Origin of the sequence: Amycolatopsis sp. SB7-3 (assembly GCF_041021335.1) — a bacterium.
Taxonomy (GTDB): domain Bacteria; phylum Actinomycetota; class Actinomycetes; order Mycobacteriales; family Pseudonocardiaceae; genus Amycolatopsis; species Amycolatopsis japonica.
In genome coordinates this window covers 394511-409472 of sequence record NZ_JBFPJQ010000001.1, presented here as the reverse complement: position 1 = coordinate 409472, position 14962 = coordinate 394511, and the positions used below count along the sequence as shown (strand labels likewise).

At 69.0% G+C, this 14962-nt stretch carries 15 protein-coding genes; 12 read left to right on the top strand and 3 right to left on the bottom strand.

Annotated features, from left to right (window positions below; genetic code table 11):
• Positions 1–31 precede the first annotated feature (31 nt).
• From AB8M46_RS01910 to AB8M46_RS01890, 5 genes are all read left to right on the top strand, one after another.
• Complete coding sequence (locus AB8M46_RS01910) at positions 32–397, top strand: YbaB/EbfC family nucleoid-associated protein (protein WP_394359374.1); 366 nt, start codon at positions 32–34, stop codon at positions 395–397.
• On the top strand, positions 394–720 hold the full coding sequence (locus tag AB8M46_RS01905) for a hypothetical protein (protein WP_240594435.1): 327 nt from the start codon (positions 394–396) through the stop codon (positions 718–720). The genes AB8M46_RS01910 and AB8M46_RS01905 overlap by 4 nt, the downstream gene beginning before the upstream one ends.
• Positions 721–733: 13 nt before the next feature.
• A complete protein-coding gene (locus AB8M46_RS01900; RefSeq protein ID WP_394359373.1) occupies positions 734–4330 on the top strand; it encodes a hypothetical protein in 3597 nt (1198 codons plus the stop codon).
• Positions 4327–4767, top strand: coding sequence for a hypothetical protein (locus AB8M46_RS01895; RefSeq protein ID WP_394359372.1), 441 nt, complete (start codon positions 4327–4329; stop codon positions 4765–4767). The genes AB8M46_RS01900 and AB8M46_RS01895 overlap by 4 nt, the downstream gene beginning before the upstream one ends.
• A gap of 67 nt (positions 4768–4834) precedes the next feature.
• Positions 4835–5290: a hypothetical protein gene (locus AB8M46_RS01890; protein WP_394359371.1), complete on the top strand. Its 456-nt coding sequence runs from the start codon at positions 4835–4837 to the stop codon at positions 5288–5290.
• An 18-nt stretch (positions 5291–5308) separates the two neighbouring features.
• On the opposite strand, the gene AB8M46_RS01885 is transcribed toward AB8M46_RS01890, so the two are convergent.
• Positions 5309–6562: a sensor histidine kinase gene (locus tag AB8M46_RS01885; RefSeq protein ID WP_394359370.1), complete on the bottom strand. Its 1254-nt coding sequence runs from the start codon at positions 6560–6562 to the stop codon at positions 5309–5311.
• A complete protein-coding gene (locus tag AB8M46_RS01880) occupies positions 6559–7224 on the bottom strand; it encodes a response regulator transcription factor (protein ID WP_199755184.1) in 666 nt (221 codons plus the stop codon). Before AB8M46_RS01880 ends, AB8M46_RS01885 begins: the two co-directional genes overlap by 4 nt.
• 159 nt (positions 7225–7383) lie before the next feature.
• Between AB8M46_RS01880 and AB8M46_RS01875 the strand changes: the two genes are divergently transcribed.
• From AB8M46_RS01875 to AB8M46_RS01860, 4 genes are all read left to right on the top strand, one after another.
• A complete protein-coding gene (locus AB8M46_RS01875; RefSeq protein WP_394359369.1) occupies positions 7384–8037 on the top strand; it encodes a LuxR C-terminal-related transcriptional regulator in 654 nt (217 codons plus the stop codon).
• Positions 8037–9686: a right-handed parallel beta-helix repeat-containing protein gene (locus AB8M46_RS01870; protein ID WP_394359368.1), complete on the top strand. Its 1650-nt coding sequence runs from the start codon at positions 8037–8039 to the stop codon at positions 9684–9686. Before AB8M46_RS01875 ends, AB8M46_RS01870 begins: the two co-directional genes overlap by 1 nt.
• A 10-nt stretch (positions 9687–9696) precedes the next feature.
• Positions 9697–10362, top strand: a complete 666-nt coding sequence (locus AB8M46_RS01865) for a winged helix-turn-helix domain-containing protein (RefSeq protein WP_394359367.1) — start codon at positions 9697–9699, stop codon at positions 10360–10362.
• A gap of 107 nt (positions 10363–10469) precedes the next feature.
• Positions 10470–10862 carry a hypothetical protein gene (locus AB8M46_RS01860; protein ID WP_037342590.1) on the top strand — a complete coding sequence of 131 codons (393 nt, stop codon included), beginning with the start codon at positions 10470–10472 and terminating at the stop codon, positions 10860–10862.
• A 65-nt stretch (positions 10863–10927) separates the two neighbouring features.
• Here AB8M46_RS01860 and AB8M46_RS01855 read toward each other — a convergent pair whose 3' ends face one another.
• Positions 10928–11629, bottom strand: a complete 702-nt coding sequence (locus AB8M46_RS01855) for an IclR family transcriptional regulator (protein ID WP_007031477.1) — start codon at positions 11627–11629, stop codon at positions 10928–10930.
• Positions 11630–11708: 79 nt separating this feature from the next.
• Here AB8M46_RS01855 and leuC point away from each other — a divergent pair, with 79 nt between their 5' ends.
• The 3 genes from leuC to AB8M46_RS01840 all read left to right on the top strand — a co-directional run bounded on the left by leuC (position 11709) and on the right by AB8M46_RS01840 (position 14689).
• On the top strand, positions 11709–13127 hold the full coding sequence (leuC, locus tag AB8M46_RS01850) for a 3-isopropylmalate dehydratase large subunit (RefSeq protein ID WP_037342059.1): 1419 nt from the start codon (positions 11709–11711) through the stop codon (positions 13125–13127).
• Between the two features lie 40 nt (positions 13128–13167).
• Positions 13168–13770, top strand: a complete 603-nt coding sequence (gene leuD / locus AB8M46_RS01845; RefSeq protein ID WP_378427278.1) for a 3-isopropylmalate dehydratase small subunit — start codon at positions 13168–13170, stop codon at positions 13768–13770.
• Between the two features lie 253 nt (positions 13771–14023).
• Positions 14024–14689 carry an HU family DNA-binding protein gene (locus AB8M46_RS01840; RefSeq protein WP_037342062.1) on the top strand — a complete coding sequence of 222 codons (666 nt, stop codon included), beginning with the start codon at positions 14024–14026 and terminating at the stop codon, positions 14687–14689.
• Positions 14690–14962: the final 273 nt, after the last annotated feature.

Genomic DNA, 14962 nt, shown 5'->3' with positions numbered 1-14962 from the left:
AGCTGACCGGGACGCGAACAGGGGAGGTGCCATGGATTCGCCGTTCCCGCTGGACATGCGGGCCGAGTACGGGCGACTGGCCCAGGACATCCGGTCCACTCAACGGAGGATGGCCGAGATCCGGGCCACCGCCGAATCGGACGACGGACTGATCGGCGTGACCGTCGGCGGGGCCGGTGAGCTCATCGAACTGTGGCTGGACCCGCGGATCTACCGGGCGCCCGATTCGGCCGCGCTGGCACGGGACATCACCGAGACCTTCCACCGGGCCGTCGAACGCTCCCAGGAAGAGGTCATGGAGATCGTCGCGGGCTTCCTGCCCGCCGACGCCACTCCCGAGACGACGGATCTGCGCTTCGACCCGCTGCTGCACGAACTGGACCGGAGGCTTCGATGACCGGAATCGACCGCAACGGCGACGGCAAGATCGACATGCTCCCCGAAGAGACGTCGGGGCAGTTGAACAGGCTGCGCGCCGCGGGTGACGAGCTCGACCCGGCCTGGGCGCTCCAACGTGGCAAGATCGACGCGCCCGGCCAGATCGGCACTGGCCCCTTGGGGCGCGCGTTCACCGCGCTTTACACCACACCGAGGACCGCGGTGGCCGGTGCCATGGACCAGATCCCCGGTATCTACCGGCAGCTGGCGGACAACGGCGGCCAGGCGGTGCAGGCCTATCAAGCCGTCGACAGCACCATCGCCGGCCGATTCGAGCGGTGAAACCGCCGCCGTCATGACCGATATCGTCGAGCCGGACGGGGACCTCTGGAACTGGGTGGTCCAGAACGGCGGCCAGACCAAGGAAGCGATCTGGCCCTCGGACAGCGAGACCGCCGCCTGGGATCTGGCGACGGCGTGGACCGCGTCCGCGAACGCGCTGCGTGCCGCGCTCCAACTCTCCGACAGTGCCGCGGCGGAGCTGCGCAAGGTCTGGTCGGACGCCGCCGGTTTCGAGCTGTTCTACGCCATTCATTCCTTGAACAACGGTTCGCCCGGCGAACCGGGCGTCAAGGAGATGCTGGGCGCGATGGACAGCCTGTCCGCGGCGTGCCGGGACTACGGAAACCTCATCGTCTCCGCGAAGCACGCGATCAGGAAGCACATCTCCGACAACAACGAACTTTTCGACCGATGCACCAGCTGGGCCTCGCGGACGGTTTTCGCCATCCAGGTCGCCCATCAGCTCAGCACCCTGCTGACCGAGTACGCGAGCAAGGTCGGCAAACCGGCGGGCGAGGAGACCAAATCGCCGAAGAAGCCACGAGAGGGATTCCTCGGCGGGCTCGTCGACGGCTTGGAAGAAGTCGGCTCGTTCTTCGTCGGTGTATGGGAAGGCGCGGTCGAGATGTTCGTGGGCTTCGCCGCGCTGGCGGGCTACGGCGACGGCCACTTCTCCTGGTCCACGTTCGGTGAGGCGTGGAAGGGAATGGGGAAATTCGGCCTGGCGGTCGCGACCTATTCCGTTCCCGGTATGTCGACCCTCGACCAGACCGTCGGCCTGCCGGGCTTCGAACGCGGTGAAATGGGCTCTACACTGGTCGAAGCGGGCAAGACGATGGTCGCCTGGGACACCTGGAGCGAGGACCCGTCCAGGGCGGCCGGTAAAGCCACCTTCAACATCGCCAGCGCGGTGCTCGGCACCAAGGGCGCGGGCGCGGCGATCCGCGGGGCGGGTGCCGCCGCGTCCGGGAGCAAGATCAGTGCCGTCGCGGCCGCGGGCCGCGTCGCCGAAAAGGCGGGGACGGCGATCACGAAGATCCCCACCGGGACCGAACTGGCCGCCAAGGCCGTCCGCAAGATTCCCGGCGTCGATTCGCTGCTTTCGAAGGTGGGGCTCGGGCATTCTCCCGCCGGGGTTCCGGCGCACGCCGGGGACACTCCGCCACCACCGCACAACCCGCGTACACCCGACGAAACACCACCGGCGAACCCGCCGGGTGACCGGACACCGGACGGGCCACCGCCCGATGGGCCGCCGAACCGTCCGCCCGGTGACCGGACACCGGACCACGTTCCCGACGAACGGCGGCCGAGCAGGGCGCCCGAGGAACGAAACCCGGCACGGGAACCTGAACCCTCCGCTCGACCTGAACCTTCGCCCCGGCCCGAACCTTCATCCCGACCGGACCCGCCCACGCGGCCCGAGCCCGTCACCCGGCCAGAGCCTCCGACACGACCCGGTTCGGTCGGCGAAGCCATGGACCCTGGCTCACACCGCACTCCCGGAGGCGAGCAGAGTTTCCCCGCGCCCAAAGCGAACGAGACTCCCGCGCCGGCGGCCCGCGGCGAGAACCCCGCGGCTTCCGAAGCGCCGTCCCATCACTCCCGGGCGGACAACTCGCCGGGGAGTCCCGAAGCGACAGGACATCGCGCGCGGGACGCCGACGAGCCGACGGCCACCATCAATCCCGAGACCGGCGAAGTCAGGATGTCCGACCGGGTCGACCCGGCCGATACACGCGAACATGTGGGGCTCCCGGAGAAGGAAACCGTCCGGAAGGCGCAGGAGGATTGGGCGGGGAGCACGCCGGTCAACCCGCAGACACCGAGGCAGAAGGCGCTCTACACGGCCGCCAGGGTGCTCGGGCTCGTGCACACGGTCGAGGATGCCGCCACAGGTCACACCGCGCTGCCCACCAGCAAGGTGACGGATACACCTCCGCCCAAGGAATCCACCCCGAAGGACCCTGCCCCCAAGGACAAGGAGAAGGCGCCAGAGGAGGCGGCCACTCCCAAAACCCTGCCGGACGGTGATCCCGGACTACCGCCACGGCATGACCCCACCCTCGTCGACGTCGACCTGGACGCCGGAAGACCTCGCCCGGCCGAGCATCCGGACACGCCACCCCCGAAAGGCGAGCCCGAACTGGCCGGGCAAACGCCTTCGGCCGGCGCGGCGGCACGCGCGGAAGGCCCCGTGCCGGAGACACCGCGGCCGCCCACCCGCTCGCCCGTGGGCTCGGGTGGCCTGTGGCCGGAACCCGGACCGCGCCGTCCGGGCTCGAGGATGCCGATGGGAGACCCTTTCCTGGACCTGAATTCCGGGCGGCCGGGGCATCCCATACGAGGCGGAGACCACCCCCGGCATCCGCAGCCCGCGCGTGCGCCGGATGGGGAGGTTCCTCCGCCACGCGTGCCGGAGGAACACGTTCCTCCGGCACGGGACATCGATTCCGCCATCAACCCCGAGCCGGCGCGGGCGCATCCCGACGGCGAACGGCCACCGGAAGGCGGCCACCGGGACCGTGACGGAGACGACAACGCGGATCAGCACGCTCCCCACGATGACGCGCACGTCCCTGAGGACACCAGGAACCCGCCGTACGACGAGGTGCCGAAGCCCCGGACGATCGACCGGGATTCCCCCGAGTACTCCGAGAGGTTCGCGGACTGGAACCGCCCGGACGACTCGGCGTTCGACGGACCGAGGGAAAGACCCGGTGGACACGGTCCGATCGACTCGCCCAAGGTCATCGAGGATGTCGAGCCGCGCACCCGGAACCGTAAGCCACACGCCGACGGGATCCCGCAGGCCCTGCGTGGTGAGAAGCCACTGGCGGCGAACGCCGAGTACGACGTCAGGTACAAGAACGGTGCGAGCAGCCGGTTCTTCACTGACGCCGACGGCAAGGTCACTCACGTCGAGACGACACTTGCGAACAAGAAGCCCTTCCACAACCCGGATCTGCGCCATCCCCTGCAGCCCAACACGCAGTATCGCGTGCCCAACTTCCACGATCCGAGCAAGCATTGGACCTTCGAGGTGGATGCGAACCGGAAGCCGGTCGCGATGACCGGCGAACCCGTCTTCAAGGGAAAGCACGACGACTACCGGGACAACGCGTCGCAGAACAGGTCGGGCAAGGAAGGGGAGAAGTCGTACAAGAACCATCCCGTGTACAAGAAGTTGTTCGGCCATGTCAAATGGGCGGGTGGTCACCTGGCGGCGCACGAGATGGGCGGCCCCGGCGAGTACGTCAACATGCATCCTCAGATGGCCGCGTCCAACAGTGGGCACTACAAGGACGGTTGGATCCACGAGGCGTCTTGGCGCGCTCAGGAGGCGGAGCTGGGCAAGTTCGCCGATGGGCCCGGGCAGAAGATCGAGAACTATCAGGTGCGGATGGAAGGCGACAGCAACGGCGTTCCGGAGAACGTGACCATGCGCTGGCAAGAGGTGGTGCACAAGGTCGACGATCAGGGCAATCTCGTCCTCGGACCAGACGGGAAACCGGTCGAGCTTTCCAGGGTGACCAGACAGCGCGACTTCCCGAATGATCCTTCCAACGTCAACTACGGTCCACGCACGCGTTACGGAGAGAACGAATGACGGACGAGCTGACCGGCGGAATCGTGTCCGCGCTGGCGAAGGCCGCGCCGGACGGCTGGGCGTGGATCAGCCTCACCGTGTCCGCGACGGTGCTGGCCTACGATTACGCCACCGAGATCCGATTGGCCGACGGCAAGAGCGGGGACATCGATCTGCCCGCCGAGGTCCGAGGCGGCTTCCGGGAGTTGCGGACGCGGATGTACGAACCGGAGCGCGGCACCTGGTTCTCGGCGACGTTGGTCCTGGAGAACGAGGAACCCCCGAAGTTCTCGTTCAACTTCGACGAGGACCCGGAATGGTGGCCCCCGTTGCATCCGACCGTCTTCACCCGAGATCTGGAAGCCTTTCCTCGCGACGAGGCTCACACCCCTCCGTGGTTGCAAGCTCTGCTCGCCCAAGGCGCCCAACTCGAGCGGGAACGAGAAACCCGGGGCTGAACCGACCCATGTCATGATCGATCGCCGTGCCTGATCGGTAGCGGTGACCACGAGGAGGATGTACCGGATGGCTGCTCAATGGCCTCAGCTCGACCCCGTCGCCCAGAACGAGCTTCTGGGCGAGATCACTCTGTCGGTGGTCGGCGCACTGCCGCCGGGCTGGCGCGAGGTGGTGCTGGACTACCGGGTGGTCGGCAAGAACATCGACGTCGCGGTCGGCGTGCTCGACCCCAATGGCACTTACCAGGTGTGGGAACCGTCCGTGGAGACGTGGCATATGTTCCAGCGCCTGCGGGGCGGGATGTACCAAGAAGGCGAGGGAACCTGGTTCTCGGCCAGGCTCGTCATCGAACCTCCGTCCCGGTTCCGGGTGCAGTACAACTGGCAGAACGAGCCCGACTTCCAGCCATATCCCTCCCCGGACGAGTTCGCGCTGGAGCAGGAACGGTTCCCCCGTGACGAGGCGTTCATGCCGGAATGGTTCAAACGCGGTCTCGCCGCCTCGGGTGCGAAGAACCAGTGAAGCCGGCGCGGTCCCCGGTCAGTTCGGGCTGACCGGGAACCGCAGTTCGAAGATCGCGCCGCCCTCGTCGGCGTTGTACACCGCGAGCGTGCCGCCGTGCGCCTGCGCGACCCACCGCACGATCGACAGCCCGAGCCCGGAAGACCCGCCGGTGCTGGCGAACCGGTCGAAGGCGTCGCCCGCCAAGGTCGTGTCGATCCCCGGGCCGTGGTCGGCGACGGTCACGGTGCCGCCGGCGACGGTCAGGTGCACGAACGCCTTCGCGCCCGGGTGGCGGCCGTAGCGCATGGCGTTGTCGAGAAGGTTGCCGATCGCCCGTTGCAGCAGCGCGGGATCGGCGTTGACCTTCGTGGGCGCGGCGGTGACGGTGACTTCGGCGCCGTCGGTCGCGGTGTCCTCGACGATGCCCACCACCAGCTGATCGAGCCAGATCGGCTGGATGCTCAGCTGTTCCACGCCCGCGGCCAGCCGGGCGCGGACGAGCAGGTCGTCGATGATCCCGCCCATGCGCGCGGCGAGCCGGACGGTGCGCGGCAGGAGTTCCGCGGACTGCGCGGGGTTGGCCATCGCGGTTTCGGCGAGCGCGCGCAAGGCGGCGACCGGGGTGCGGAGGTCGTGCGCGGTTTCGGCGAGCAGGACCTCCTGCTGCTGCAAGGCCGCCGCCGCGGGGCGGATCGAGCGGCCGGACAGCAGGTGGCCCGCGAAGCCGAGGATCGCGACCAGCAGCACGGTGCCGCCGATCACCAGCAGCGTGAACCGAGTGTGCGCGGAGTCCTCGGCCTCGGTGGACTGCACCGCGACGACGGCCGCGAACGTCTTGCCGTCGCCGTCGCGCAGCGGTTCGGCGCGGACCTTGACCATGGCGCCGTCGGACGCCTTTTGGTGCCCCTGCACCAGCTTGCCGGTCTTCACCGCCTCGGTCGCCAGGGCGTTCAGCAGCTGTGTGCCCATCGGGACGCAGTTCGCCCGGGAGAAATGCGGCTGGAACGCGGGCGCCCCGCCGGACAGGATCGCGAACTGGGGGCAGCGGTCGTTCAGCACGTCGGTGTTGACCAGACCGAAGCCGACGGTGCCGTCGAATTCGACCAGCCTGCTGACCGAAGACGTGACCTGGGTCAGCGCGGCGTCGATCCGTTCGTCGCCCTGGTCACCGTCCTCGTTGATGAGCAGCCACGCGAAGACGACCAGCCCCAGCGTGTTCATCACGGTGAACAACGCGGTCAGCGTCCAGCGCAGCCTGCGCAGCCGGTCGGCCGAGGAGTGGGTGTTCACCGGGCGCCCAGCCGGTAGCCGAGGCCGCGGACGGCGTGGATCAGCTCGGGTTCCTTCAGCTTGCGGCGCAACCGCTTCACCACCACATCGACCACATTGGACATCGGATCGGCCTGCGCGTCCCAGCAGTGCTCGATCAGATCGGCCCGCTGCACGGGCAGGCCCGCCCTGGTCAGCAGGTATTCGAGCACCGCGTACTCCTTGTTGGTCAAGGTGAGCAGCACGCCCGCGCGCCGCACCTCACGCCGCGCGCAGTCCATCACCAGATCTTCGTGCTGCAGCACCGAGGGCCGGTCGAACGCGGATCGGTGGCACAGGTTCGCCACCCGCTCGGTCAGCTCGGCCATCACGAACGGCTTCACGAGGTAGTCGTCGCCGCCGTGCTCGAAACCCGCCACCCGGTCGGCGAGTGCGTCGCGCGCGGTGAGGAACAGCACCGGTGCCCGCCAGCCCAGCTGCCGCCGCATGTGCACGTAGTCGATGGCGTCGCCGTCCGGCAGCATCCGGTCCAGTACCACGCAGTCGTGGTGCGTTCCGCGCAGCAGCCGGTCCGCGGTCGCGATGTCGCCCGCCTCGTCGACGACGAAGCCGGCCGCGCGCAGCTGCGTGACCAGTGCGAGCCGCAGATTCCCGTCGTCTTCGACGACCATCACCCGTGTCATCAAAACCTCATGTTCGGACAGCGAAAGTAGACGCGTGCAGTTCCCGGTGCCCCTGAACGCTAACGCGTCGGGTGCCCGTGACCGCCCCGGTGGCGGGGAACTGGCATGAACAGGACGTCGTCGGCGGCACCGCGCCGGGGGAAGAGGGAGGTACCTGCGATGACCGTGCAGACCGGCCAGCTCAGTCTGGTCACGGGAGCGGGCCCGGGCGGCGACCGGGCGGGGCTCGGCGAACTGCTCGCGGAAGCGACCGGCGAGGTGCTCGTCATGAGCACGGGAACGGACACCGCGTTCCAGCGGATCGCGCTCGGAGGCGTGCGCCCCGGCGTACGCCACAAGGTGCTCTTCCCCGACTCCGCGCGGATGTCCGGCGCGCTGAACCGGATGTCGCGGGCGGGCGCCGAGGTGCGGACCGACGCCGAGGTCCCGATGGACGCGCTGGTGATCGACCGGACCTCGGTCGTCCTCCCGGCGGAAGGCAGGCAGGCCGGTTCCGCGGTGTTCCGGCTGCCCGGTGTGGTCACCGCGACGGTCGGGCTGTTCGAGCGGATCTGGCAGGCCGCCGCCCCGCTCGTCCCGCTGGATCTCCCCGAGTCCGGGAACGCTTCGATCCTGACCTGCCGCGAACAGGAACTGCTGACGTTGCTCTTCTCCGGCACGACCGACGAATCCGCCGCCGCGCGGCTCGGCGTCTCGGTGCGGACGGTGCGCCGGATGGTCGCCGACATCATGAACCGGCTCGGTGCCCGCAGCCGTTTCCAGGCCGGCGCCAAGGCCGTCGACCGCGGCTGGCTGATGGCGAAGGCGGGCTGATGACCACCTCGACCTCCGGCCGCGTCCTGCTGGTGGCCCAGCGGCCCGGCGCGTACCCGACCATCGGCGACGCGTTGGTGGACGCGTCCGACGGGGCCGTCATCACCATCGCGGCCGGCGAATACGCCGAGACCGTCGAACTCGCCGGTCTCCGGGTGACCCTGGCCGCGGCGGACGGCGCCACCGTCGTCGTCGACGGCCGAGGGGCCGACCGGCCGGTTTTCCGCACCACAGGAGGAGCTCTCGCGCTCGAAGGGATCGAAGTCCTGGCGGGCGGCGCGTCCGCGATCCAGGCCGACGACACGGAACTGGCCGTCCGGAACTGCACCGTCTCCGGCGGCCGCGGTCCGGCGATCGCGATCCGCGGAACGACGGCGTTCGCCGTGAGCGGTTGCGTGATTTCGGCGGCGGAGCAGGGGATTCTCGTCGACGGTTCGCCGGGGAGGATCGAGGACACCACCGTCGAAGACGTGCTGGGGGACGGGATCACCGTCGGACAGGGCGCGGATCCGGTCATCACCGGATGCACGGTGACCGGCTGCGGGCTGAGGGGCGTCTACGTCTACCAATACGCCCGGCCGGTCGTCGAAGGCTGCACCGTTTCGCACACCGGTCACGAAGGCATCGCCGTGGCGCACCACGGGGTGCCGGTGATCAAACGGTGCACGGTCACCGACACCCGGGGCCCGGGGATCTCGTTCGCGTCCGGTTGCGGTGGCGAGATCTCCGCTTGCCGGGTCTCGAACACGGCGGAACCGGGGATCGCCATCGCCGAAGGGGCGACGCCGACGGTCGGGGAGACCGTGGAACCCGGCGCGGTGGGGGACGACGCACTGGAGGAGATGCTCGCCGAACTCGACTCGATGATCGGCCTTCCCGGGGTCAAGGAAGAAGTCCGTTCGCTGGTCGACGAGTTGCAGGTCAACGAATGGCGCCGCCGGGCCGGGCTGCCGGTCGGGGCGGCCGGGCACCATCTGATCTTCGCGGGCGCGCCCGGCACGGGGAAGACGACGGTCGCCCGGATCTACGGCAAACTGCTGAAGGCGCTGGGAGTTCTGCCGGTCGGCCAGTTCCGCGAGGTGTCGCGCCGGGATCTCGTCGGGCAGTACATCGGGCACACCGCGGAAAAGACCGCGACGGTCTTCGAGGAGGCCAAAGGCGGGGTCCTGTTCATCGACGAGGCGTACACGCTCACCCGGCTCGCCGGCTCCGGCGGCGATTTCGGCCAGGAGGCGATCGACACCCTGGTGCCGTTGATGGAGGAACATCGCGACGAGGTGGCGGTGATCGTGGCCGGGTACACCGGCGAGATGGTCGATTTCCTCGCCGCCAACCCCGGTCTCGCGTCGCGCTTCGGCAAGACGATCGAGTTCGAGAACTACAGCCCCGAGGAACTGCTCGCCATCTTCGGGCGGATGGCGTCCGCCGGGGACTACGAACTCGATCCCGCCGCCGGCCCGGTGCTGACCGGCCATTTCCGGCGCGTTTCCGGCGACGTCAACTTCGGCAACGCGCGGGACGCGCGCCTGCTGTTCGAGAAGGCGCGTACGGCTCAGTCGCAACGTTTGCGGCTGCTGGGCCGGATGCCCGCTATCGAGGAACTGCGCGGATTGCACGTGGCCGACGTGGAGGCCGCGATCACGCGCTAACGTTTCCGGTGTGCGGGTGCTGGTGACCGAGGACGACGAGAACTTGCGGGTGGCGCTGGAATTCGCGCTGCGCGGCGACGGCTTCGCGGTGGACACCGCCGCCGATCTGCCGGGCGCGGACGAGGCGCTGATGGTGAACGCCTACGACTGCGCGGTGTTCGACCGGATGCTGCCTTCGGGGGATTCGCTGACCTACGTCCGCAACCGGCGCAGCGCCGGATGGCCGATGCCGGTGCTGTTCCTGACCGCCCGCGACAGCGTCGCCGACCGGATCGACGGTTTACGCGTCGGCGGCGGCGACTACCTGGTCAAGCCGTTCGCGATGCCGGAGCTGATCGCTCGGGTGCGCAGCCTGTGCCGCCGCGACATGGCCGGGCAGGCGGTGATCCTGCGTTGCGCCGACGTCGAACTCGACACCGGCAGGCACCAGATCTCGCGGGCGGGCGTGCTGCTCACCGTGACCCGCAAGGAGTATCTCGTCATGGAGCGGCTGATGGCCGCGACCGGGCGGCCGGTCTCGCGGCGGGAACTGATCCGGTACGCGTGGGACGAGATGGCCGATCCGGCGTCCAACGTGCTGGACGTCGTCATCGCGCGCCTGCGGCGGAAGCTCAAGGACCCGCCGCTGATCCACACGGTGCGAGGGTCCGGTTACCGCATGGCGCCGCTTCAGTAGGCCGCAGGCGCTGGAACCCCGCCCGAATGAGACCGTCGACACCCCACGCGTCCCGGATGTGCCATGCTCGACAGCGCACGAGGCGGCGAAACCGAGAGGTGACGAGGGTGTCCATCTGGGCAGGCGTGATCAATTTCGTCCGGGCGCGGTACGAGGTGCTCGAAGAGCGGGACGGCTGGCTCCGGTTCCGCGTCGACACCGGCGACGGCCGCGGCCAGCAGGTGTCCTTGCACCACTTGCCCGACCACGACGGCGCGGAGTGGGTGGAGATCTCGTCTCCGGTCGGCTGGGCCGACAAGATCGACCTGCGGCGCCTGCTCGAACTGGCGGGCGGTGATTCGGTCGGCGGCGCGGCGGTGGTCGACGGTGTCGCGCTGCTCAAGCACACGATCCCGCTGGTCGACCTGAATCTGGTCAACGAATTCGAACATCCGCTGAACTCCCTCGTCACGCGTGCCGACACCCTCGAACACGAGCTGACCAAGGCCGACGAGTTCTGATAGGACCCTTCGGAAGTACGTGAAGGCCCCCTGCGCCGCAGGGGGCCTTCACTCGTTTCGAGGGGTCAGAGGCGCTCCTGCAGCGCGTCCGCGGCGGCGAGGAGGTCCGCGGCCCAGCGTGCCCCCGGCTTACGCCCTATCCGTTCGATGGGCCCGGAAACCGACACCGCGGCGACGACGGTGCCCGTCGAATCCCGTACCGGCGCCGAGACACTCGCCACACCCGGTTCCCGTTCGGCCACGCTCTGGGCCCAGCCGCGACGGCGGACTTCGAGCAGGGTGCGCTCCCCGTACACCGCCTCGGTGAGGATCGTGCGCTGGGTGTGCGGATCCGACCACGCGGCGAGCACCTTCGCGCCGGAGCCCGCGGTCATCGGCAGCCGTGAACCGATCGGCACCGTGTCACGCAGCCCGCTCGGCGGTTCCGCCGTCGAAACGCAGACGCGCTGGACGCCGTCGCGGCGGTACAGCTGAACGCTTTCGCCGGTGATGTCGCGCAGTTTCGGCAACACCGAACTCGCCGCGTCGAGCAGCGGGTCGGTCGAACCGCCCGCCAGTTCCGCGAGTGCGGTACCCGGGCGCCAGCGGCCGTCGGGGCCGCGCCGCAACAGGCGATGCACTTCGAGGCCGACCGCGAGCCGATGCGCCGTCGCGCGCGGCAAACCGGTCCGCGTGCACAGTTCCGCCAGGCCACAAGGATCTTCGGCCACGGCCTGAAGCACGGCCACGGCCTTGTCGAGTACTCCGATACCGCTATGCTGTCCCACAAGCCGATACTATCTTCCCGAAGTTTGAGATGTCCAGATGGTGGGAAGCACCTATTCCATCGCATGTGAGGAGCCGGAAATGCCCCGGACACTGGCCGAGAAAGTGTGGGAGTCGCACCTGGTGCGGCGCGGCGAGGGGGCCGAGCCCGACCTGCTCTACATCGATCTCCACCTGCTGCACGAGGTCACCAGCCCCCAGGCGTTCGACGGACTCCGCCTGGCCGGACGGAAACTGCGCCGCCCCGACCTCACCATCGCCACCGAGGACCACAACGTCCCGACGATCGACATCGAGCTGCCGATCGCGGATCCCGTTTCCCGCACCCAGGTCGACACCCTTCGCGCCAACTGCAAGGAGTTCGGCGTCCGGCTGCACCCGATGGGCGACGCCGAGCAGGGCATCGTGCACGTCATCGGCCCGCAGCTGGGCCTGACCCAGCCCGGGATGACCGTGGTGTGCGGCGACAGTCACACTTCGACGCACGGTGCCTTCGGCGCCATGGCGTTCGGCATCGGCACCTCCGAGGTCGAACACGTGATGGCCACGCAGACCCTGCCGCTCCGTCCATTCAAGACGATGGCGATCACGGTCGACGGGCAACTGCGGCCCGGTGTCACGGCGAAGGACATCATCCTCGCGGTGATCGCGAAGATCGGCACCGGCGGCGGGCAGGGCTACGTCCTCGAGTACCGCGGCGAGGCCATCGAAAAGCTGTCGATGGAAGCCCGGATGACGGTGTGCAACATGTCCATCGAAGCCGGCGCGCGCGCCGGGCTCATCGCGCCGGACGAGACGACGTTCGCGTATCTGAAGGGCCGTCCGCACGCGCCGCAGGGCGCCGATTGGGACGCCGCCGTCGAGAACTGGCGCGAACTCCGCACGGACGACGACGCCGTCTTCGACGCCGAGGTGCGCCTGAACGCCGACGAACTCACGCCTTTCGTGACCTGGGGCACGAACCCGGGCCAGGGGCTCCCGCTGGGCGCCGAGGTGCCCGACCCGGAGCGCATCGGCGACGAGAACGAGCGCATCGCCGCTGAAAAGGCCCTGTCCTATATGGACCTGAAGCCGGGCACGCCGCTGCGCGAGATCGCGGTGGACACCGTCTTCCTCGGCTCGTGCACGAACGGCCGGATCGAGGATCTGCGGGCCGCCGCGGACGTCCTGCGCGGGCACAAGGTCGCCGATTCGGTGCGGATGCTCGTGGTCCCCGGCTCGATGCGCGTCCGCCAGGCGGCGGAAGCCGAAGGGCTGGACCGGGTCTTCACCGAAGCGGGCGCGGAATGGCGTCAGGCGGGCTGCTCGATGTGCCTCGGCATGAACCCGGACCAGCTCAAGCCGGGCGAGCGCAGCGCGTCGACCTCGAACCGCAACTTCGAAGGCAGGCAGGGCAAGGGCGGCCGGACGCATCTGGTGTCGCCGCTCGTGGCGGCCGCCACGGCCGTGCGGGGAACGCTGTCCAGCCCCGAAGACCTGCAGCCCGCCGCCGCCCGCTGACGGCACTGACATCGCTGACATCCGCGAAGGAGTTCCCAACATGGACGCGTTCACCCACCACACCGGCGTCGGGGTCCCGCTGCGCAGGTCCAACGTGGACACTGACCAGATCATCCCGGCGGTCTACCTCAAGCGCGTGAGCCGCACCGGCTTCGAGGACGGGCTCTTCGCCGCCTGGCGGTCCGACGAGTCGTTCATCCTCAACCAAGAGCCCTTCAAGAACGGGTCGGTCCTGGTCGCGGGCCCGGACTTCGGCACCGGTTCTTCCCGCGAGCACGCGGTCTGGGCCTTGATGGACTACGGCTTCCGGGTCGTGATCTCCTCCCGGTTCGCGGACATCTTCCGCGGCAACTCGGGCAAGCAGGGCCTTGTCGCCGCTCAGGTCGAGCAGGCGGACGTCGAACTGCTGTGGAAGCTGCTCGAAAACGAGCCCGGCACGGAGGTCACGGTGGACCTCGAGTCGAAGACGGTACGGGCCAAGGACTTCACCGCGCCCTTCCAGATCGACGACTACACCCGCTGGCGGCTCCTCGAAGGGCTCGACGACATCGCCCTGACACTCCGCCACGCGGATGAGATCGACACTTTCGAGACCGGGCGCCCCTCCTGGAAGCCCGTGACCCTCCCGGCGGCCTCCGCCTAGGGCCGGTCGAAGGGGGCGGATTCCCTTGCTGAGCAGGGAATCCGCACCCCGGCCGGGGGTCTTGGACACAGCCCCGAAACCACACCGAACGGCACCTCCGGAGGCCCTCAAGGGGTCCCTCGGGAGGCGGAACAGCCCCCGAGACAAGGGAAATTTCCGCGCGTCGTTTGGAATTTGTGCTGCATTGGTAATACCGTGTGCGCTAAGTCGGCCGACGGGGCCGTGTACAAGTAGTTCTTCTTGGAGGACTGGAATGGCCAACAAGGCCCAGCTGATCGAGGCGCTGTCGGAGCGCCTGGGCGACAAGAAGGTCGCGTCGGAGGCCGTCGATGGCCTTGTCGACATCATCATCCGGACGGTCAACAAGGGCGAGAAGGTGAACATCACCGGCTTCGGTGTGTTCGAGAAGCGCGCCCGCGCCGCCCGCACCGCGCGGAACCCGCGCACCGGTGAGACCGTTCGCGTCAAGAAGACCAACGTGCCCGCGTTCCGCGCCGGCACGACCTTCAAGGACGTCATCAGTGGTTCGAAGAAGCTGCCGAAGGCCACCGCTGTGAAGCGCGCGACCGCCGGCACCGCGACTCGTTCCACCGCCACCCGCGCGACGACGACCCGGACGGCCGCCAGCCGCCCGGCCGCGACGCGTTCCACGACCACGCGGACCCGCGCCGCCGCGACGACGACGCGCGCCGCCGCGAAGCCGGCCGCCAAGGCGACCGCGACCAAGGCCGCGGCCAAGACGACCGCGACCAAGGCCGCGCCGAAGACCGCCGCCAAGGCCACGACTCGCGCCACCACGGCCAAGAAGGCGACCGCCACCAAGGCCGCCGCGAAGCCGGCCGCCAAGGCGACCGCTGCCAAGGCTCCCGCGAAGAAGGCTCCGGCCAAGCGGACTTCGGCTGCCGCGAAGAAGAAGTAAGCTCCCTCTCCACGAGTGAGCCAACGGCAAGGCCCCGCGCATCGCGCGGGGCCTTGCCGCATTTCCGGGGCCTCTGTTCAGCCCTCACGCGCTCGCGCGCGGTCTGCGGGGATCTTGTCCGCCACGAATCCGCGGCCGCCCTGTGGGCGAATGTGACGCGATTCTCGTGTTTCCGGCCGAAGTCGCGGAAAAGAATCCGCTTCGATCGTCACTCCGATGGACGCATGGTCCCGATGATCGGCTCCACAGTGGAGCGACGTGCGCCGGTTCGCC